The following is a 20,213-nucleotide window of genomic DNA, read 5'->3' on the forward strand; positions in this document are numbered from 1 at the left end:
GAACTTTTAGAATAATGAATCGGTATAAGTATATGAGTGAAATAGCATTTAAACAATCATCTAAAGGTTACATAAAGCGTAACCTTTAGATAATAATGTTCTTAGCTATTATTTTTTTCGGGGAGTTATAGCATTTATGCCTGGTGGTTTTTTTCAATGCCTTGTTTTTGCAGCCAATAACCGATCGCCATTGGGAGAGCTGTAAACGCCATTACTGTTGTTGTCGACAAAAGAGGATATTCCATAAATAAAGAGACGATCATACTTGCGACAAAACAGAGGCCCAATTGCAGGGCATTTTGCAATGCAGCCGCTTTACCACTGTCCTGAGGATAAACAGACAGAGCATTTGCGACTGCAATTGGATAAGATGCACCATTCATTGCCGCCATCACACAAAAGGGAATAAGAATAGCGATAAATGAAGGTTCACTTAATATGGAAATTAAATAAATAGTGATCATGCTTACAGCATAGCCCACTAATAGAAATGGAAATACGGTTTCACTTTTCACTTTTTCCAATAAGATACGGCAACCATATCCGCCAATCATAAAGGCCAGAGTTTGGGGAATATAACTTAGGCCAATATCAGTAGGATCATAACCCATGTCTTTTAAAATTGTGGGTGACCCGGTTAACCAGGCAAAAAAACCTGCACTGCAAGATGCGTAGATCATTACATTCCCGTTAAAAACGGGAGAAGTTAATAACGTAAAGAAAGAAATCGATTTTTTATTGGTGTGGCTTTCAATGTTAGTACGTTTATTAGCCAAAAAAAATGTGGGTATTAACAGCAATACCGTCACGATCATTAAAATAAGGAAAATGACCCTCCAGCCATCATGCGTTAATAGCCACGCTCCTAACAAAGGCGCAAGGGCAGGGGAAAGGGCAACCAGGGGCATGATCATGGCAAAAACCCGTTTGGTACGCTCTGCATCATATCTATCAACGACTAAAGCCTGCCAGGTAACCGCAGCAGAACAAACACCCACTGCCTGCATAAATCTCAATACCAATAACTGAATATGATCAGTTATCCAAAGCATACCTAAACAGCTAATGGAAAACAGGGATAGTCCGATAATAAGGACAGGTTTTCTGCCTAAACGATCAGACAATTGTCCCCACAAAAGTTGGGCAAAAGCAAATCCGGCAAGAAAAATACTGAGGCTCGCACTGATAGCATTGGTTGATGTACCTAACTCTGCTTTCATTGTATCGAAAGCGGGCAGATACATATCGATGGCCAAATAGCCCAGCATACTGAGGCCTGCGAGATAAAACATAAATGAGATGGAGTTTTTATTTGTTGTCATTGTGTTAATAACTCGGTGTGGTAGTGGATGAGTGGCTAATTGGCTTATTTTATATAGCATGATTTTTACTTGTGAAACGGTAATATTTGCACCATGCTGTGAAAAAAATTGAAAGGAAGAACTATGTGGTCTGAATATTCTCTGGAAGTTGTTGATGCTGTCGCCAGAACAGGAAGTTTCAGTGCGGCTGCATCAGAGCTTCATCGTGTACCTTCTGCTGTCAGTTATACGGTAAAGCAGCTCGAAGAGTGGCTGGCAGTACCTTTGTTTGAACGTCGTCACCGTGATGTCGATTTAACAGAAGCGGGAGCCATTTTTGTCAAAGAAGCTCGTTCTGTTATCAAAAAAATGAATCACACTCGGCACCAGTGCCAACAGGTGGCCAATGGTTGGCGAGGACAATTTAGTATCGCAGTCGATCAGGTAGTCAAACCAGAGCGAACTCTTCGGCTAATTTTGGATTTTTATCGCCATTTCCCAGATATTGAATTATTTATCTACCCTGAAGTTTTTAATGGCGTATGGGATGCCTTGGTGGATGGGAGAGTGGATGTTGCCATCGGAGCGACACGCGCCTCCCCTGTTGGTGAACGATATAGCTTCAGGGATATGGGATTTATGCCATGGTTATGTGTAGCCAGCCCTGAACACGAACTGGCAGCGATATCGGGAAAATTGAATGATGATCAGATGCGGCCTTATCCCAGTTTATGCCTCGAAGACACTTCACGCAGCTTACCCAAGCGTGATACATGGGCTTTGGATAACCAACGAAGGTTGATTGTTCCCGATTGGGGAGTTGGATTAAGTTGTCTGATGGATGGATTGTGTGTAGGCATGGTGCCTAAACACCGTGCACTACCGCTGATCCGTAAAGGCAAGTTGATAACGCTCGAACTTGAACAACCATTACCTGATAGCCCATGCTGTTTGACATGGTCACAAAAAAGCCATTCACCGGCATTAAGCTGGTTACTTGATTATCTGGGGGATAGCGAAACGCTTAATGCCGAATGGCTGCAAGAAAATTAACTGTCAGCGGCGATAATCGATAAAAGGTCCATCCGCAACAGAGCGCCGTTCAACAAGGCGTGGGTGGACTTCAATAGTTTGTGCATCCTCACGTTTATTGACGATCCTGTCCAGTAACATGGTAAAAGCCATTTGCCCTAAACGTTCTTTGGGTTGGTGGATAGTTGTTAATGCTGGCGTGAAATAGCGGGCATTGCGAATATTGTCATAACCGATGATGGAAATGTCTTGTGGAACGCGTAATCCTAACTCGTCGGCTGCACAGATCGCTCCCATAGCCATGACATCCCCACCACAAAAAACAGCGGTTGGGCGATGTTTCTGGCTCAGGATTTTGTACATGGCCTGATAACCGGATTCAGGTTCAAAATCACCTTGTACAATCCATTCATCCTGAATGGTGATATTGGCTTCTTTCAGTGCCTTAAGAAAACCCTGATGGCGTCCTCCGCCAGTATTTCTTGCCAATGGCCCAGGAATGGATGCAATATCACGGTGGCCGCGCTCAATAAGATAACGGCCAGCCAAGTAACCACCATGAAAGGCATTATCAATAATTGCATCGGTAAAATCGCCTCTGGATTCTCCCCAATCCATGACCACCATAGGAATATTGCGATAGCCTTCCAGCATACTCAAAAGCTGATCAGGGTATTCTGAACACATTACCAGCAAACCATCGACCCGCTTTTGCGCCAGCATCGCGAGATAAGCTTTCTGTTTATCGAGGTCGTTATGAGAATTACATAAAATCAGTGTATAACCTTTGCCATAGCAGCTATTTTCAACAGATTCTATAATCTCGGCAAAATAAGGAGCTTCACTTGATGTTGCCAGTAACCCAATGGATTTGGTGTGGTTAACTTTTAGGCTGCGGGCAACGGCACTGGGAGAATAATTCAATTCCTTAATGGCAGCCCAAACAGCGGCCTTTGTATCTTCGGCGACGAAACGGGTTTTATTGATAACATGGGATACGGTTGTGGTCGAAACACCAGCGCGTTTAGCCACATCTTTAATCGTTGCCATGAAAAAAGGACTCCTGACCTTCTGGTCTAATTTATATACCCTTTATCTTCCAAATTGCCGTCTGGCTGATGGCACTGACTTGCACACCACCGTAACTTGAAATTTGTCGGGTATAGCTATTTGTTAATCGTTTGCCAATATATTTATATACAGAGTGATGGTTGGCAATAATTTAGCGATAAACCTTGAATTTTGTCTGATCTAGCTCAAAAGTGAAAGTAATAATCGATGCTATAAAGAGTATGGACTAAATATCGCGGTATGATTTTTAGATAATAGGGTAAATAACCGCTTAAAATTTATGGTGTTGAGGTGTCTTAATTTTCACATTGAGGATGTTCTATGGATACAGATCTGAAGTTGGGATTATTGGCTGCCAGTAGTGCATTAATCATGATTGTTTTTCTGGCAAGCCTTTGTCTGATCTGATCAAGATCTAAGAGAAAAGTTTGTCGCACCGATTGCTTTAAGGGCGGGTTTCCCAGCATGTACAATGTCGCGAATGCCGGAAAACCCGCCCTTATTATTTCAAGCGGATATAAGGATCAATCTTATTTAAGCCAGGTTTTCTTCAACAAATTTCCAGTTGACCAAAGCCCAGAAATGTTCCAGGTATTGAGGACGTGCATTACGGTAATCGATGTAATATGCGTGCTCCCAAACATCAACAGTCAGAACTGGCTTATCTTCCCCGGTCAATGGGGTGGCTGCATTAGAAGTGTTAGCAATAGCCAAAGTGCCGTCAGCTTTCTTGACTAACCAAGTCCAACCAGAACCAAAGTTTTTCAGGGCTGCGTCAGTGAACTGTTGTTTGAACTCAGCAAAAGAACCGAACGCCTTGTTGATCGCGTCTGCTACTTTTCCGGTTGGTTCTCCGCCGCCATTGGGTGACAGGCTATGCCAGTAGAAAGTATGGTTCCAGATTTGTGCTGCGTTATTGAAGATGCCGCCTTCAGACGTGTTGATAATCTCTTCCAGAGATTTTCCGGCAAATTCAGTATCTTTAATCAGATTATTCAGGTTTACAACATAAGCGTTGTGATGTTTGCCGTGGTGGTATTCTAGCGTTTCTGCGGAAATGTGTGGTTCCAGGGCATCTTTAGCATAAGGTAATGCGGGTAATTCGAAAGACATTGCATGCTCCTTTTTAATATCGGGTTTTTGGCTCTGCAAACCATGACTTAGGTACGCATCATGGGCAGGGCAAATTTAAACTTATTATCGTGTTACTATTTTGATAATTATCTTAACAACATTTCTGCTAAATAACAGGGGAAAAGATGCGGCCAAACTGCGGACTGGTGCAGAACTGAACGGTAACATGGTTGGGTACAGTCAGTTAGCATGAAAATATCGAATGAACATTTGTTGCAGATCATGGTAAAAATTTGCTACATAAAGTTCACGGTAGAAAAATTAGCGTAGAAAGTGGTATTCTGAATCAATCTTTATCTTATGCTGATAAATAGCGCTTGCAGTTTTTAAGGAAGCAAAAATGACGAATATTAATACGAACACTAACACGGTGACTGATACAACGGTTGATGCAGTCATTGAAAAAATCGAACGCCAGCTCAGAGAAAACCCAATCCTGCTGTATATGAAAGGTTCCCCTAAATTGCCAAGCTGTGGCTTTTCTGCACAGGCAGTTCAGGCTTTATCAGCTTGTGGTGAACGTTTTGCTTATGTGGATATTTTGCAAAATCCAGATATCCGTGCCCAATTGCCTAAATATGCAAATTGGCCGACTTTTCCTCAGCTTTGGGTTGATGGTGAATTGGTGGGAGGTTGTGACATTCTTGTTGAAATGTATCAGCGTGGTGAGCTACAAACGCTGATCAAAGAAACCGCCGACAAGTACCGTGATCAGGAATAAGATCAGTCATTCATCTGAATGATGGAGACTTTTTATAGCCCCATACTTTTAATCGGTATGGGGTTAATATTTATGGCGTTAATTAAAGATAATGCTTGCTTTTTAAGACTCGCAATTAGCGGTATCAATAGAGGGTAATGGCCAGCCACCTAGCCGTTTCCAGCGATTAACGAGTTCACAAAAAAGCAGCGCAGTTCGATCAGTATCATAAAGGGCGCTGTGTGCCTGATTGCTGTCAAACGGGATCTCTGCTGTGATGCAGGCTTTGGCTAGAATTGTTTGGCCGAGAACCAAGCCACTAAGTGCCGCGGTATCAAAAGTCGCGAACGGATGGAAAGGATTACGTTTTAAACCCGCACGTTCAGCCGCTCTCATGACAAAACTGTGATCAAAATTGGCATTATGGGCGACCATAATTGCACGGTTACAATTCGCCTCTTTCATGCCCTTACGGATCATTTTGAAAATGGCATGCAAGGCAGTGTATTCACTGACAGCCCCCCGCAAAGGGTTGGTAGGATCAATACCGGTGAAAGCAAGAGCGGCAGGATCAAGGTTAGCCCCTTCAAAAGGCTCGATATGAAAATGCAATGTATCAGCGGGTGTTAGCCAGCCCTCATCATCCATTTTTAAGGTAATTGCAGCAATTTCAAGTAAAGCGTCTGTACGCGCATTAAAACCAGCGGTTTCGACATCAATGACAACGGGATAGTAGCCACGAAAGCGCCCGCTTAGCATATTTTGATCATTTTGATTAGACATCTGATTTTCAGTTCTTAGCTTCAGGATTCTGTTTTTGACTCTGGAATGGTAGATATTATGACAAAATTTGGTGTGTCTTGCAGAAGTAATGCTTATTGAGTGAGGAATTAAAGGGCGATATGCCCTTATGTACGGATATCAATAATTTCTATTTATAACTTGATATCTATTGACAAAGTTAGTTGCCTAATGCACTGCTGGCATCTGAATTTTCGATGAGTTCAATCTTATAGCCATCAGGATCTTCAACGAATGCAATCACCGTTGTGCCACCTTTAACCGGCCCTGCTTCACGAACGACTTTTCCGCCAGCAAGTTTGATGCGATCACACGTTGCCGCAACATCATCAACACCTAAAGCAATATGCCCAAAAGCGGTTCCCATTTCGTAGTTTTCAACATCCCAATTATAGGTTAGTTCAATAACTGCGCCCTGACTTTCATCGGTATAACCAACAAAGGCGAGAGAATATTTATACTCTGGATTTTCACTGGTGCGAAGTAAACGCATCCCCATTACCTGAGTATAAAAATCAATTGAGCGTTGCATGTTGCCAACACGGATCATAGTATGGAGTAAACGCATGATTACCTCTTGATATTTATAATCTTATTGAGAAACATAGCTTTATTACAAAACTCTGCTCACATATCTGTATATGCCAGATTAACTATACCGTGTATAGATCAACTAATTCAAATATCCGATTTATTGAGTTTTGGATTGTTACCATTTTGTTTTCAAATGTTATGGTTGAGGTTTATTCTGACCAGAAAATAATTTCACTATGGAAATAATTGGTAAGTCTAAGTGTCTATAGGGGGTCGAGATGGCTGAACAATTAGAATTCTTTGCTATTCCAAACCCTTGTCGAGGAATTTGTGAATCTGATCCCCGTGGTTTTTGCCGGGGGTGTTATCGTAGTAGGGAAGAGCGATTTACCTGGATGAAATTATCGGATAGTGAAAAAAGAAAAATATTGCGGTTATGTCACCAGAGGTATCTAAGAGGATTGAGAAAAAAGGCGATTGAAGAAGGTTTTATGCCAGAACAACCCGATTTATTTTAATTTTATTCTGAATTGTATAAAAATTATCACTTATGTGAGGTGTCGTTTAGGAACGTCGTAAAAATTAGAAATATCACCCGCAATAAAGAGTATATTAAATATGCTATATTTCTTTTATTTGACATAAGTCACTTTAAAATATCACTTATGTTGATTAATTCAGATATTTTAGTAAAAACCTCTTAATAAAGAATTATTTATTGAACAATAAAAGAGCTATTTGGTTATCTTATTGTTTTTTATATTATTTATTTTGATATTATTAATCTCTGTAAGAGAAAAATGATATTAATGTAAAAATATATAGATTAGTATTTGGATGGCGGTTATTCTTATAGAACTTTAACCGAATGGAAATGGATATATTTTGGGGGATTGTACTTTTTTTGTTGATATTTGAGCTTACAATAGTTTAGTTGGAAGATTATGTTATACAGTTTATATCGTTGGTGGATTAATGCGCGATTTTATTCGGTGAGCCGTACAATTTCGCTCTTTAGGGCGACGAAGATGTCAACGCTAAGTAACACGCCAACGCAACACTAATTAGGTAATTAGCGAAATTGCTGACCCTGCTAATGTAAGCATGATATAGAGTGCGTATCTATTATTCATATGAATAAACTGATTGGATAATTCATTAAGGTTATATGAGTCTCTAATTATAAGGAGGGGTAATTGGAATTGACATTGGGATCAGACCTGGCACGTTTAGTCCGTATTTGGCGCGCATTAATTGATCATCGTTTGAAACCGTTGAAATTAACTCAGACACATTGGGTTACTCTATACAATATTAGTCAACTGCCACCAGAGCAGTCACAGATACAGCTCGCAAAAGCGATTGGTATTGAGCAACCCTCTTTGGTGAGAACGCTTGATCAATTAGAAGAAAAGAGATTGATTACACGCCATACATGCGCCAATGATCGACGTGCAAAAAGAATCAAATTAACCACAGAATCGGAAAAATTTATTAAAGAAGTAGATAGTGTTATTGATTCGACAAGGAAAGAAATTTTGCAGGGAATTACTCATGATGAGTTAATTCTGCTTGCTTCTGTAATAAAGAAAATTGAAAAAAATATTAACCAATTGCACAAACAGGTAATATAAAAATTAAATTATAAAATCGCGGTCCAGATCTCATTACTGGTAAACCGCGATTTTTTTTGTGTTGTATTATTTGAACATGTTAGAGAGGTGATACAGTCAAAGAGTCTCCGCTGTTTGCAATTCTGACACGTTGCCCTTTGTTGAATACGAGGCTGTCTAACTTTTGTACTACGATGATGTTTCTTCCGCTATCCATACGAATTTCCAACTCAACACCTTTCGTTTGGTCTATAGCACCTTCGATTTTTTGGCCAGCCAGACCGCCAGCAAGAGCACCTGCGGCTGTGGCAAGCCTTTGACCAGAACCATCACCAACCGTATTACCTAGCAGGCCTCCCAAAACGGCACCACCAATGAGACCTAACATATTAGGATCGCCAGATTGTTTGCCTTTAATCGTGACAGGCCGTACAGACAAAATGGTGCCATAGGTTACAGTTTGGGCTTGTTTGGCTTGACCAACAGAGTAAGTATCACCAGAAAGTGCTCCCATGTCTGCACAGCCAGACAACGTGGTTACGACAACTGCGCCAACCAGGAAACGTTTTAACATAGTCACTCCTATTTTTAATGCCTGATAGGAAAGCCTGATAATAAACTTATAACCAAGCGTTCAGCTACTATTGTGAGCAGCAGATACTATTGCTAGTGGCAGAACCCATTAATTTGCCTGCCACCAATGATGCATCTCTACATAATATAATAAATGCTTACGGAGAACTCCGAAAGGAATAATTCCTGACCGAAAGCTTAGCATGTTTTGTGAAGAACTTTCCAAAACTCAGATTTTGTCACTGATAATGATCGTTAAAGATATATAGTCCAAATAGATGTGTTTTATAGTTTACGCAAGATTGAATGTAATCCACATGTTAAATGTAATCCATTAGTTAATAGGGGAGTGTTTATGAAGTCAGGACGTTATATTGGTGTGATGTCTGGCACCAGCATGGATGGGGTTGATGTTATTTTGGCGCAGATTAGTGATAACGCTGTGATTCAACAAGAGAGTTATAGCCACCCTTTTCCGTCAGATCTTAAGCAAAAATTACTTTCCATTTGTCAAGGGCAGCAGACGACATTATCAATGGTCGGGAGATTTGACTACGAGCTGGGTACGCTTTTTGCACAAGCTGTTCAAGGGTTGCTGAATAAAGCCGGGCTGACTGCAAAAGAAATTATAGCCATCGGCTGTCATGGGCAGACCGTATGGCATGAGCCGGATGGTGAAAAACCTTTTACCATGCAAATTGGTGACAATAACCGTGTAGCCGCATTGACCAATATTACAACAGTCGGTGATTTCAGACGGCGTGACATGGCTTATGGTGGTCAGGGTGCCCCTTTGGTGCCAGCATTCCATATGGCAGTGTTGGGGCATCCTACAGAAAGACGCATCATTTTAAACATTGGTGGAATAGCCAATATCTCCGCACTTCTGCCTAATTCTACCGTTAAAGGATATGATACCGGGCCAGGTAACATGCTGATGGATGCCTGGACATGGCGGCATAAGCAGTTGCCTTACGACAAAGATGCCCTGTGGGCCAGTGAAGGTGCTGTTGATGGATCTTTGTTACAAAAAATGCTTTCTGATCCCTATTTCGCACGTACTGCACCGAAGAGTACAGGGCGTGAATATTTTAATCTGGCATGGCTGGAAAAGCAGTTGGCGGATTTTCCAGATATTGCCCCAGTTGATGTTCAAGCAACATTGGCTGAATTAACGGCTGTGAGCATTGCCCAGCAAGTTATGTTAAATGATGGGTGTGATCGTCTTCTGGTCTGTGGCGGTGGGGCGCGTAATCCACTCGTGATGAGCCGGTTATCAGATTTATTGCCAGGTACTGAAGTCGCTACAACAGACAAATATGGACTGAGTGGTGACGATATGGAAGCGCTGGCATTTGCCTGGCTGGCATTTAGAACAATGTCTGGATTATCTGGTAATTTGCCATCAGTGACTGGTGCAGATAGGGAAACGATTTTAGGGGCAATTTACCCGGTCGTCAGATAATTGGTGGGATAATGGTCAATTAACAGATGATCATGATTAGAAGACAATTAGCTAACAGATAACAATGGTATGCTAATACTCATTAGAAAATCGAGAATTAGAAATGTCAGAAAATAATGAAACGGCTATCGCAGAGCTGCGCCGCGAATATATACGTGGTGGGTTAAGGCGAAAAGATCTTACTGAAGAACCGATTGAACTTTTTGAGCGTTGGTTAAAACAAGCCTGTGAAGCTAAGCTCAGCGATCCAACGGCAATGTGTATTGCGACAGTCGATGAACACGGGCAACCTTATCAGCGTATCGTTCTGTTAAAGCATTTTGATGCTGACAACCTGGTATTCTACACCAATCTTGGCAGTCGTAAGGCGAAACATCTGGCCCAGAATAATCGGATCAGTCTCCACTTTCCCTGGTATCAATTGGAACGTCAGGTTAGTTTTCTTGGCAAAGCTGAACGTTTGTCCCCACTTGAGGTTGTGAAATATTTTCATAGCCGTCCGAGGGACAGCCAAATCGCAGCCTGGGCCTCTGAGCAATCCGCAAAAATTTCTGCCAGAAGTATTTTGGAAGGGAAGTTTTTGGAATTGAAACAGAAATTCCAGAATGGTGAAGTTCCTCTCCCCAGTTTTTGGGGCGGATTCAAAGTTAAATTTGATTCAGTTGAATTTTGGCAGGGTGGTGCCCATCGTCTTCATGATCGTTTCCTGTATCAACGTGAAGGTGATAAGTGGCATGTTGACCGCTTAGCCCCTTAACAAAATGCTTAATACTTAGAGCCTCAAATTAGCAGAATCTAATCACTTGCAAATTACTACCAGTAGGCGGTGATTTGCAAAGTGAAGGGGATAATTACTGTTTTTAATACTGGCACTTATATTACCGGCGTTTTATGCTATAGCACTTGATTTATAACGAGATGCTTATATACCCAATAGGCTTCAAGTTGCAACGTAGCTAAGCAGCTAACAAAACAGCAACTTGCAAGAAGGGCATAGATATATAAGCAAAATATACAAACCGATGGAGTCATTAATGTCTAGCAATAACCTGATTAAACAACTGCAAGAGCGGGGCCTTGTTGCCCAGGTAACGGATGAAGAGGCGTTAGCGGAGAGACTGGCGCAAGGTCCGGTTTCTCTCTATTGTGGCTTCGATCCTACCGCTGACAGCTTGCATTTGGGCCATCTGGTTCCCTTGCTGTGTTTAAAACGATTCCAACTTGCTGGACATAAACCTATTGCGTTGGTTGGCGGAGCGACAGGTTTGATTGGCGATCCAAGTTTTAAAGCAACTGAGCGCAAATTGAACACAGAAGAAACTGTCAATGAGTGGGTTGAGAAAATTCGTAACCAGGTTTCACCGTTCCTTAGCTTTGAGGGGGAAAATGGTGCAGAGTTAGCCAATAACTACGAGTGGTTTGGTCAAATGGATGTGCTGACTTTCCTGCGTGATATTGGTAAACATTTCTCTGTCAATCAGATGATCAACAAAGAAGCGGTAAAACAGCGCCTTAACCGCGATGATGTTGGTATTTCATACACTGAGTTTTCTTATAACTTATTGCAGTCTTATGATTTTACAAACCTGAACAGAAAACAGGGTGTCGAATTGCAGATTGGCGGTTCCGACCAATGGGGCAACATTACTTCAGGTATTGATTTGACACGTCGCTTAAATCAGCAACAAGTGTTTGGCATGACTGTACCGCTGATCACCAAGTCAGATGGAACTAAATTTGGTAAGACCGAAGGTGGGGCAGTTTGGTTGGATCCGAAGAAAACCAGCCCGTACAAATTTTACCAGTTCTGGATTAACACAGCCGATGCAGATGTTTATCGTTTCCTGAAATTCTTTACTTTCATGAGCCTTGAAGAAATTGATGCATTGGAAGAAGAAGATAAGAACAGCGGTAAAGCCCCACGTGCTCAATATGTTTTGGCAGAACAAGTCACTGGTCTGGTGCATGGCGAAGAAGGTCTTGCCGCAGCGAAGCGTATCACCGAAAGTTTATTTTCAGGGGCTATTGCTGATTTGACCGAAGAAGATTTCGCCCAATTGGCGCAAGATGGAATGCCGGCCATTGAACTTGAAAAAGGCACAGATCTGCAACAAGCATTGGTCACGGCTGAATTTGTTCCTTCCCGTGGACAGGCTCGAACCATGATAAGCTCTAATGCAGTTTCTATTAACGGTGAAAAACAGTCCGAACCTATGTATGTATTTACGGATAGCGATCATTTGTTTGGCCGTTATAGCTTATTACGTCGTGGTAAGAAACATTATTGCCTTATTAATTGGAAGTAATTAACTAATGTTATTATTAAGGGCAACAAAAATGTTGCCCTTAATGTATCTGGTGTTTTTATAAATATTATCTATTCATAAATCAAAAAATAATAAACTAGGCCAAATCATGAATAACGTTCTTTCAATTCAGTCTCATGTTGTCTTTGGGCATGCAGGAAATAGTGCGGCTGTTTTTCCAATGCGTCGTATGGGAGTGAACGTATGGGCATTAAATACAGTTCAGTTTTCAAACCATACCCAATATCCTCAATGGCGTGGTTGTGTCATGCCGCCAGAACATTTGTCTGAAATCGTGCAGGGAATTGGTGAAATTAATAAACTGGCATCCTGTAATGCCATCCTGAGTGGTTATATTGGTTCCGCCGAGCAGGGTAATTATATTCTTGATATCGTCAAGCAGGTTAAAAAAGCTAACCCTGAAGCCTGGTATTTTTGTGACCCTGTCATGGGGCACCCGGAAAAAGGTTGTATCGTTGCGCCTGGGGTTGCTGAATTTTTATGTAATAACGCATTACCTGCTAGTGATATTATTGCACCTAATTTATTGGAGCTTGAAACATTGGCTATGCGGAAAATTGGTAGTGTAGAACAGGCAATCTCCGCAGCGCGTGAGTTATGTGAAAAAGGCCCTAAGATTGTATTGGTTAAACATTTGAGCCGTGCAGGTTATCAGGCAGATTGTTTTGAAATGCTTTTGGTGACGAAAGAGCATAGTTGGCACGTCAGTCGCCCATTAATTGATACAGGGGTGCGTCAACCGGTTGGTGTTGGTGACTTAACTAGCGGCCTGTTTCTCGCCAATTTATTAAAAAGCCCCTCCTTGACAAATGAAACATTGCAAGCTGCTTTAGAACATGTTGCGGCCGCAGTCTACGAAGTGATGCTGGAAACGCAAAAGCGTGAGGAATATGAATTACAAATTGTTGCAGCCCAAGATAAGATAGCCACGCCAGAACATCAATTTCACGCTGTAAAAATAGACTGACGCTGGAAATTATTTTTCTGGTATGTTAACCGCTACAGACTGACACAGTGTATTACCGGAAGGGATGCTTTGGTGACTTGGTCTAGCTTTAAACAAAAAAGCCCCTTCCATAATTTTATGGAAGGGGCTTTTTTTAACGTATTGGTGCGCGATTACTTTAATTCTAACTCATTCATGGCAGCAATGCTGAAACCGCCATCAACATGTAAGATCTCGCCAGTAATACCACCAGACAGATCTGAGCACAGGAAGGCAGCAGCATTACCGACATCTTCTGTTGTCACGGTGCGGCGAATAGGTGTCACTGCTTCACAGTGTGCCAGCATCTTACGGAAGTCTTTGATACCAGAAGCCGCCAGAGTACGGATTGGGCCAGCAGAGATACCATTAACACGAATGCCTTCCACACCCATTGCATTTGCCATATAACGCACGTTGGCTTCCAGAGAGGCTTTCGCCAAACCCATTACGTTATAGTTAGGAATTGCACGCTCGGCACCCAGATAGCTTAAGGTGAGCAGGGCGGAACCAGGATTTAGCATATTACGGCAGACTTTCGCCATTGCGACAAAGCTGTATGCGCTGATGTCATGTGCAATTTTGAAACCTTCGCGGCTGACAGCATTAACGTAATCACCATCAAGTTGGTCAGCCGGCGCATAACCGATAGAGTGAACAAAACCATCGAATTTAGGCCATACTTTGCCTAATTCAACGAACAATGCGTCGATACTTTCGTCTTCAGCCACATCACATGGCAGGACGATATCTGAATTCAGTGATGCAGCGAATTCTTCGACACGAGGTTTCAACTTGTCATTTTGGTAGGTAAAAGCCAGCTCTGCTCCTTGATCGTGCATTGCCTTGGCAATTCCATAAGCGATAGACAGTTTGCTGGCGACGCCAGTAATGAGAATGCGCTTGCCGGTCATGAAACCCATAGCAGTATCCTTATTGTTCTTTGTGATCAAAATTGTTCTTTGTGATCAAACACCAAAAGCCATGGGGAATAAACCTCTCACCATGACTACGGCATTTAGGGTGAATAAACGGGGATGATTCTACCACGCCAGAGGGACATTGTGGTGAGTTTCCCATTCTGTTCCGATCAGTGCTCAAAATACATCCAACCCCAACACATTAGTTAATGTCCTGTCGCCATGCTTCCGCAGACAGGGCTTCACCAAAGTGGCTGGCGATTAATTTGCGTGTAATATCATGCAGCGGAGAAGCCAGAACCTCCGCCGTATTGCCACGCTCGACAACTTCCCCTTGATGCATGACCAGTACTTGATCACTGATATGTTTCATCATACCGAGATGCTGGGTGACATAGATATACGAAATACCGTGTTTTTCCTGTAATTCCAGCATCAAGTTGATGATTTGGGAACGCATCGACATATCAAGAGAAGCCAGTGCCTCGTCTGCCACAATGATTTGTGGTTGCAATATTAAAGCCCGTGCTAACGCCACACGCTGCTTTTGTCCTGATGCAAGCATATGTGGATAATAATTGGCATGATCTGGCAATAAACCCACTTGCCGCAATGTTTGGTTGATACGTTTTTCCCGTTCAGGGGGGGATAACTCCGTATTCAAGATTAACGGCATATCCAGGATCTGGCCAATGCGCTGACGGGGATTCAGGGATGTACTGGGATCTTGGAAAATCATGCGAATGCGCTGGCTGCGATAGCTGTAATCCCCGTAAGACAGCTTATGGCTGTTAATCAGAATCTCACCTGATGTCGGTTCAATCACCCCTGATAACATTCTCGCTAATGTGGATTTACCGGAACCATTTGCACCAAGAATGGCGAGTGTTTTTTTCGGTTGCAAAGTAAAACTCACCGGTTTTACAGCGTCAAGCTGATGATGGCGGAATAGCCCAGTTCGATAGCGAAATGTTTTAGTCAGGTTTTTAACTTCCAGTAATGTCTCAACCAATTACGATTCCTCTATATTCAAAGGGAAATGACAGGCGAATGCATGGTTCTTAATCACCCGTAACCGTGGGGTTGCAATACAGGTTTTTTGTGCATAAGGACAACGTGGCCCCAAACGGCAACCTACCGGTAGATGTTCCAGTGAGGGGATCGCGCCAGATAGCGTATTTAACCGACCTTTATGTGGTAGCGGACTGCCAAAATCAGGAATTGAACGGATCAGTGCCTGAGTATAGGGATGATAAGGCTTCACCAGTAATTCGTCCGGTGTCGCACTTTCCACTGTCTGACCGCAATACAGCACATTGATACGTTTGACCAGCTTACTCATCATTTGCAGGTCATGGCTAATTAACAGGATAGTCATGTTGTTATTCTGATTGAGGCTTGATAGCAAACGGAATATTTGTGCTTGTGTCGTTGGCTCCATCGCATTGGTGGGTTCATCGGCAATCAACAATCGTGGCTGGTTGGCAAGCGCAATGGCGATCATCACTTTTTGACATTCACCTTCTGTCAATTCATAAGGGTAACTGTGCATGATGTCATCATGATCTTTAATGCCAACACGGTGCAGCAGCTCAATGGCACGACGTTTTCGCCAATGAAATCTTTGCCACCAACGACCCTTATACGTCCACCCAGGAATAGATTGAATAATCTGTTTGCCAATATTTTCGGATGGATCGAGACATGACTGTGGCTCCTGAAAAATCATTGAAATATTGTGGCCAATCACCTTACGACGTTGCCGTGGCGTCAGGCGCAATAAATCAATATCGTTAAAGCGGAAACGATCTGCGGTGACGTTGAGGTTATCTTTTGTCACGCCACAAATCGCTTTGGCAATCAAACTTTTACCTGAACCTGATTCGCCGGCTAAACCCAATATTTCACCCTCAGTCAGTGAAATACTCATGCGATCAACGGCTTTGACAGGGCCTTCTGCCGTCATAAATTCAATGGTGAGGTTTCGAATATCAAGTAATGGCATTATTCGACTCCTGCGTTAATAGCGCGGTGCAGGCCGTCACCCAATAAGTTAACCAGCAAGACGCTGAGCATAATTGCGGCTCCAGGTAACATAACAGTCCACGGTGCAGCATAGATCAACTCTAATGAATCGCCTAACATGGCTCCCCATTCAGGAGACGCCAGTTGTGCACCAAGATTGAGAAATCCCAGCGCGGCAATATCAAGAATAGCGATAGAGAGTGCGCGGGTTAGTTCACTGACTATCACCGCAGTGATATTGGGGAAAACGGCATAACGTAAAATATGGTAGCTTGACGCACCATCTAAACGCGCGGCGATAATGTATTCTTTATCCAGTTCATCATGTACAGCGCTATAAACGGTACGTACTATTCTTGGTAGCAATACCAGTGCAACGGCGATCATGGCGTGTTGCAGGCTGGCGCCAACAAAAGCAACCACAATGATAGCCAGTAGCAATGAAGGAATAGAGAGCAAGGTATCAAGAATATGGTTCAAAACCGCCGATCTCAAGCCATGCGTCATGCCGGCAAGGCTACCGATGATTAACCCTACAATGGCCGCTACCGCAGTGGCAACCAATGCGCTGCCAAAGGTGGAAGACGTGCCAATCAATAGACGGCTGAAAATATCACGGCCGAGATCGTCAGTTCCAAGGAAAAAAGCGACATTGCCGTAATGCGACCAGGAAGGTGGCATCAACTGGGCCGTAAATTGTTGATCAAGCCGATATGGGGAGAGATGATCGCCTAACAGGCTGAGTGCAATTAAAATTAATACCCCATAAAAACCCGTCATTGCCAAGATATCAGCAGAGAAAAATCGCCAGATAACCCTCAATGGCGAGGGCATTTTCTTTTCTTGGTAAAAATTATCTAAGGGCATACCATTCCTTATGCTTCAGGGGGTTAGCCATTGCCCCAATAATATCTGTCAGAATATTCACTGAAATAACCAGCGTGCCTATCACCATGACGCCCGCCGAAATGGCGGAATAATCCTGCTGGCGGATGGCACTAATGAGCCAACGCCCTAAACCTGGCCAGTTAAAGACTTGCTCTGTCACCATCGCCAATGTGAGCATGGTTGAAAATTGTAACCCCAACTTAGGAATGATGGGAGGCAAGGCATTATGCAATAAGTGGCGACGGATGATCGTTAGCCGTGATAAACCCCGTGTTGCTGCTGATTTGATGTAATTTGCACCTGAGACTTCTTCTGTACTATTGCGCATCAGACGGATAACTTCGGTAGTCGGGGCGACGGCCAACGTGATAACGGGCAAAATCATATGCAGAATAACGCTCATGATTATTTCATTGCGATAGGGAGCCTTTGACAGCCAGGCATCAATCAACGCAGAGCCGGTGACAGGCTCCATCCGATAGAGTAAATCAAACCGTCCTGAAACAGGCAGCCAACCCAAATAAAGTGAAAAAAACAGGATCAGCAGTAAAGCCAGCCAGAAAACGGGAATGGAAAAACCACACAAGGCAAAGGTGCTGATAATGATATCCGCTTTTTTGTTGCGCCAGACACCCGCAATAATCCCAAGAGGGATACCGATTAACAATGCCATAGAGAAAGAAAGGAGACAAAGTTCCATCGTGGCAGGGAGAACGGCATACAGTTGGTCAATAATCCGTTCCCCATTAATTCTGGAAATACCAAAATCCCACTGGAGCAGGCTACGGAAGTAGTAAACATAGGCGTCTGACAGTGATGCGCCACTCAATGCCCCCTGAGGGGTGAAATACATCAGGCTGAAACTGATTAATGAAAGAAAAAACAACGTCACAACCAGAAGCAGTAAACGACGCAAGATATAAATAATCATTTGCTTCCTTTTTTATTTTCCCCAGGAACGCGGGCGTCCTGTTCGCGGTAAACCGTGTCAAAGGCGCTATTGCCAAACGGACTCAGCACCAATCCCTTAATGTTATAACGGGAGATTTGCAAACGCATTGAATAGGCCAGTGGCAATACAGGTAATTGTTGCGCAAGAATTTCTTGTACGACATGATAATTTTTAATGCGTGAAGCAAGTTGTTGATTTAATAAGGCCTGATGCAGTGCTTCATCAAACGCTGAATGACACCAACGGCTTAGATTCGTTTGGGATGCAATGGCGGCACAACTCAATAATGGGCGGAAAAAACTATCGGGATCGTTGCTATCAGTAGACCAGCCTGCCAGCGTCATATCGTGGGTTTTATCCATGAGCTGGCTTTCCTGAAAACGGCCTTCGACGGGACGAATAGACATCTTGATACCCACTTGTGCCAAATCTGCCTGAATGAGCTCCGCCATTTTCAGCGGGCTTGGATTATAGGATTGTGAAGCGGTTGGAACCCATAAGGTTAATTCCAGTCCACTTAATCCCAGCTTGTTTAACATCTTCCGGGATTTTTCAGGATTGTATTCGGTGACTTCAGCACGATTATCATACGCCCATGATGCACGAGGCAAAATAGATGCCGCCGTCTCTGCCGTGCCATAGTAAATGGATTTCATCAGGCGTTGGTTATTGATGGCGTAAGCGATGGCTTGACGGACGGCTAGCTGATCCAGCGGCGGTTTACTGGTATTAAAAGCCAGATAGGCGATATTCATGCCTGAACGTAATGTCTGCCGCAGATTGGGATCATCATGCAAAATGTTCCATTGATTTGCATCGGGATAAGCCAGTACATCACATTCACCTGTGAGCAGTTTTGAGATCCTGCCTGTGCCGCCAGCGCCAGTATCGATAACGACCTGTTCCATGCGCGGTTTACCTTTCCAATAGTTATCATGGCGCACAAGGCGGATAAATTGGTCCATTTGATAATCTTCCAGCATGAAGGGACCTGTTCCGACAGGCTTCCAATCTATTTGCCCTTGTCGGTTTATTTTCTGCAATTTTTCCGCATATTCCTCAGACAATACAGGTGCATAGTGGGTTGCCAGGTGCCAGAGAAAAGAAGCATCGGGAGCATTGAGGCGAAATTCGACAGTATATTGGTTGATTTTCCGAATATCCTTGACTGAATCACCGAATTGCAAACTATCAAAATAGGGATAAGAGCCGCCGTTAACATCATGATAATAATGTGTTTTGTCAAAAACACGGCGGAAGCTGAAAACAACATCATCCGCGTCCATCGTGCGGGTTGGTGTAAACCACTCAGTTGTTTGGAAAGCAACATTATGGCGCAGGTAAAAGCGATAAGTTGCCCCGTTATCCCGAACTTCCCAGTTTGTAGCCAGTTCAGGAACCAAACGATAGGTAAAGGGATCAACACCCAACAGGCGATTATAAATCTGCGCAGCAAGCGTATCCACGGTCAGGCCGCTGATAGCCATTTGGGGATTAAAGGTATTCAAATTGCCATTAACGCAATAAATAAAGCCGTTGTGCCGTAAGCTTGTTGAAATATGGGACAGGCTTTCCGACGTGTTGTTCTGGCTCGATTTGGCCGGTTCTGGAATGGAAACCGCAACCGTTTCTGGCGTAGCGTCCTTGGCCGCCAGAGTCGGGGCAGAAGTCAATAATATAATCCAGTAAATCAAATAACGCATATAAAATGTCATTCATAAAAAGGAGTTTGGCTATTGTAACTTAATTAACGCTTTTTGCTCAAAAACAACGGCCAGATCACGATGGTGAGAAAAATGCGTAATAAAACACTTTACAAGTGAAATTGATAAGTATTATCATTCGCATGTGCTTTCAGGGAGACACCCTTGTAGTATCAAGTAGGTATCTCA

General features: G+C 43.1%; 20 protein-coding genes. 8 read left to right on the forward strand and 12 right to left on the reverse strand.

Annotated elements, in window-relative coordinates:
* Positions 1–134: 134 nt before the first annotated feature.
* The gene (punC, locus tag Xkoz_RS12035; protein WP_099142389.1) at positions 135–1,322 is read right to left on the reverse strand and encodes a purine nucleoside transporter PunC; all 1,188 of its coding nucleotides are present in this window, start codon (positions 1,320–1,322) and stop codon (positions 135–137) included.
* A gap of 123 nt (positions 1,323–1,445) precedes the next feature.
* Here punC and punR point away from each other — a divergent pair, with 123 nt between their 5' ends.
* Positions 1,446–2,354, forward strand: coding sequence for a DNA-binding transcriptional activator PunR (punR, locus tag Xkoz_RS12040; protein ID WP_099142390.1), 909 nt, complete (start codon positions 1,446–1,448; stop codon positions 2,352–2,354).
* A gap of 3 nt (positions 2,355–2,357) precedes the next feature.
* Here punR and purR read toward each other — a convergent pair whose 3' ends face one another.
* Entirely contained in the window at positions 2,358–3,383 is a 1,026-nt protein-coding gene (purR, locus tag Xkoz_RS12045) for an HTH-type transcriptional repressor PurR (RefSeq protein ID WP_099142391.1), read from the reverse strand.
* 555 nt (positions 3,384–3,938) lie between these two features.
* A complete protein-coding gene (gene sodB / locus Xkoz_RS12050; protein WP_099142392.1) occupies positions 3,939–4,517 on the reverse strand; it encodes a superoxide dismutase [Fe] in 579 nt (192 codons plus the stop codon).
* Between the two features lie 361 nt (positions 4,518–4,878).
* Between sodB and Xkoz_RS12055 the strand changes: the two genes are divergently transcribed.
* Positions 4,879–5,259, forward strand: a complete 381-nt coding sequence (locus Xkoz_RS12055; protein WP_099142393.1) for a Grx4 family monothiol glutaredoxin — start codon at positions 4,879–4,881, stop codon at positions 5,257–5,259.
* 102 nt (positions 5,260–5,361) lie between these two features.
* Here Xkoz_RS12055 and rnt read toward each other — a convergent pair whose 3' ends face one another.
* Entirely contained in the window at positions 5,362–6,021 is a 660-nt protein-coding gene (gene rnt / locus Xkoz_RS12060; protein WP_099142394.1) for a ribonuclease T, read from the reverse strand.
* A gap of 178 nt (positions 6,022–6,199) precedes the next feature.
* Positions 6,200–6,607 (reverse strand): lactoylglutathione lyase, encoded by a 408-nt coding sequence (gene gloA, locus Xkoz_RS12065; protein ID WP_099142395.1) that lies wholly within the window; start codon positions 6,605–6,607, stop codon positions 6,200–6,202.
* Positions 6,608–6,851: 244 nt separating this feature from the next.
* Here gloA and Xkoz_RS12070 point away from each other — a divergent pair, with 244 nt between their 5' ends.
* On the forward strand, positions 6,852–7,091 hold the full coding sequence (locus tag Xkoz_RS12070; RefSeq protein WP_099142396.1) for a DUF1289 domain-containing protein: 240 nt from the start codon (positions 6,852–6,854) through the stop codon (positions 7,089–7,091).
* A gap of 678 nt (positions 7,092–7,769) precedes the next feature.
* Positions 7,770–8,207 carry a transcriptional regulator SlyA gene (gene slyA / locus Xkoz_RS12075; RefSeq protein ID WP_099142397.1) on the forward strand — a complete coding sequence of 146 codons (438 nt, stop codon included), beginning with the start codon at positions 7,770–7,772 and terminating at the stop codon, positions 8,205–8,207.
* Positions 8,208–8,286: 79 nt separating this feature from the next.
* Here the strand turns inward: slyA and Xkoz_RS12080 are convergent, their stop codons facing one another.
* Positions 8,287–8,760 (reverse strand): outer membrane lipoprotein, encoded by a 474-nt coding sequence (locus Xkoz_RS12080; RefSeq protein WP_099142398.1) that lies wholly within the window; start codon positions 8,758–8,760, stop codon positions 8,287–8,289.
* A 354-nt stretch (positions 8,761–9,114) separates the two neighbouring features.
* Here Xkoz_RS12080 and anmK point away from each other — a divergent pair, with 354 nt between their 5' ends.
* The 4 genes from anmK to pdxY all read left to right on the forward strand — a co-directional run bounded on the left by anmK (position 9,115) and on the right by pdxY (position 13,518).
* Positions 9,115–10,224, forward strand: coding sequence for an anhydro-N-acetylmuramic acid kinase (gene anmK / locus Xkoz_RS12085; protein WP_099142399.1), 1,110 nt, complete (start codon positions 9,115–9,117; stop codon positions 10,222–10,224).
* Between the two features lie 103 nt (positions 10,225–10,327).
* The gene (pdxH, locus tag Xkoz_RS12090) at positions 10,328–10,981 is read left to right on the forward strand and encodes a pyridoxamine 5'-phosphate oxidase (RefSeq protein WP_099142400.1); all 654 of its coding nucleotides are present in this window, start codon (positions 10,328–10,330) and stop codon (positions 10,979–10,981) included.
* A gap of 277 nt (positions 10,982–11,258) precedes the next feature.
* Positions 11,259–12,530: a tyrosine--tRNA ligase gene (gene tyrS / locus Xkoz_RS12095; RefSeq protein ID WP_099142401.1), complete on the forward strand. Its 1,272-nt coding sequence runs from the start codon at positions 11,259–11,261 to the stop codon at positions 12,528–12,530.
* 109 nt (positions 12,531–12,639) lie between these two features.
* Positions 12,640–13,518: a pyridoxal kinase PdxY gene (gene pdxY / locus Xkoz_RS12100; protein WP_099142402.1), complete on the forward strand. Its 879-nt coding sequence runs from the start codon at positions 12,640–12,642 to the stop codon at positions 13,516–13,518.
* A gap of 152 nt (positions 13,519–13,670) precedes the next feature.
* Here the strand turns inward: pdxY and fabI are convergent, their stop codons facing one another.
* The 6 genes from fabI to sapA all read right to left on the reverse strand — a co-directional run bounded on the left by fabI (position 13,671) and on the right by sapA (position 20,024).
* Positions 13,671–14,459: an enoyl-ACP reductase FabI gene (gene fabI / locus Xkoz_RS12105; protein ID WP_099142403.1), complete on the reverse strand. Its 789-nt coding sequence runs from the start codon at positions 14,457–14,459 to the stop codon at positions 13,671–13,673.
* A gap of 199 nt (positions 14,460–14,658) precedes the next feature.
* On the reverse strand, positions 14,659–15,468 hold the full coding sequence (sapF, locus tag Xkoz_RS12110; RefSeq protein WP_099142404.1) for a putrescine export ABC transporter ATP-binding protein SapF: 810 nt from the start codon (positions 15,466–15,468) through the stop codon (positions 14,659–14,661).
* Positions 15,469–16,461 (reverse strand): putrescine export ABC transporter ATP-binding protein SapD, encoded by a 993-nt coding sequence (gene sapD, locus Xkoz_RS12115; protein ID WP_099142405.1) that lies wholly within the window; start codon positions 16,459–16,461, stop codon positions 15,469–15,471.
* Positions 16,461–17,348 carry a putrescine export ABC transporter permease SapC gene (sapC, locus tag Xkoz_RS12120; protein ID WP_099142406.1) on the reverse strand — a complete coding sequence of 296 codons (888 nt, stop codon included), beginning with the start codon at positions 17,346–17,348 and terminating at the stop codon, positions 16,461–16,463. Before sapC ends, sapD begins: the two co-directional genes overlap by 1 nt.
* The gene (gene sapB / locus Xkoz_RS12125; RefSeq protein WP_099142407.1) at positions 17,335–18,300 is read right to left on the reverse strand and encodes a putrescine export ABC transporter permease SapB; all 966 of its coding nucleotides are present in this window, start codon (positions 18,298–18,300) and stop codon (positions 17,335–17,337) included. The genes sapC and sapB overlap by 14 nt, the downstream gene beginning before the upstream one ends.
* Positions 18,297–20,024 (reverse strand): ABC transporter substrate-binding protein SapA, encoded by a 1,728-nt coding sequence (gene sapA, locus Xkoz_RS12130; RefSeq protein WP_099142408.1) that lies wholly within the window; start codon positions 20,022–20,024, stop codon positions 18,297–18,299. The genes sapB and sapA overlap by 4 nt, the downstream gene beginning before the upstream one ends.
* Positions 20,025–20,213 lie beyond the last annotated feature (189 nt).

Origin of the sequence: Xenorhabdus kozodoii, from assembly GCF_002632875.1 — a bacterium.
GTDB lineage: Bacteria > Pseudomonadota > Gammaproteobacteria > Enterobacterales > Enterobacteriaceae > Xenorhabdus > Xenorhabdus kozodoii.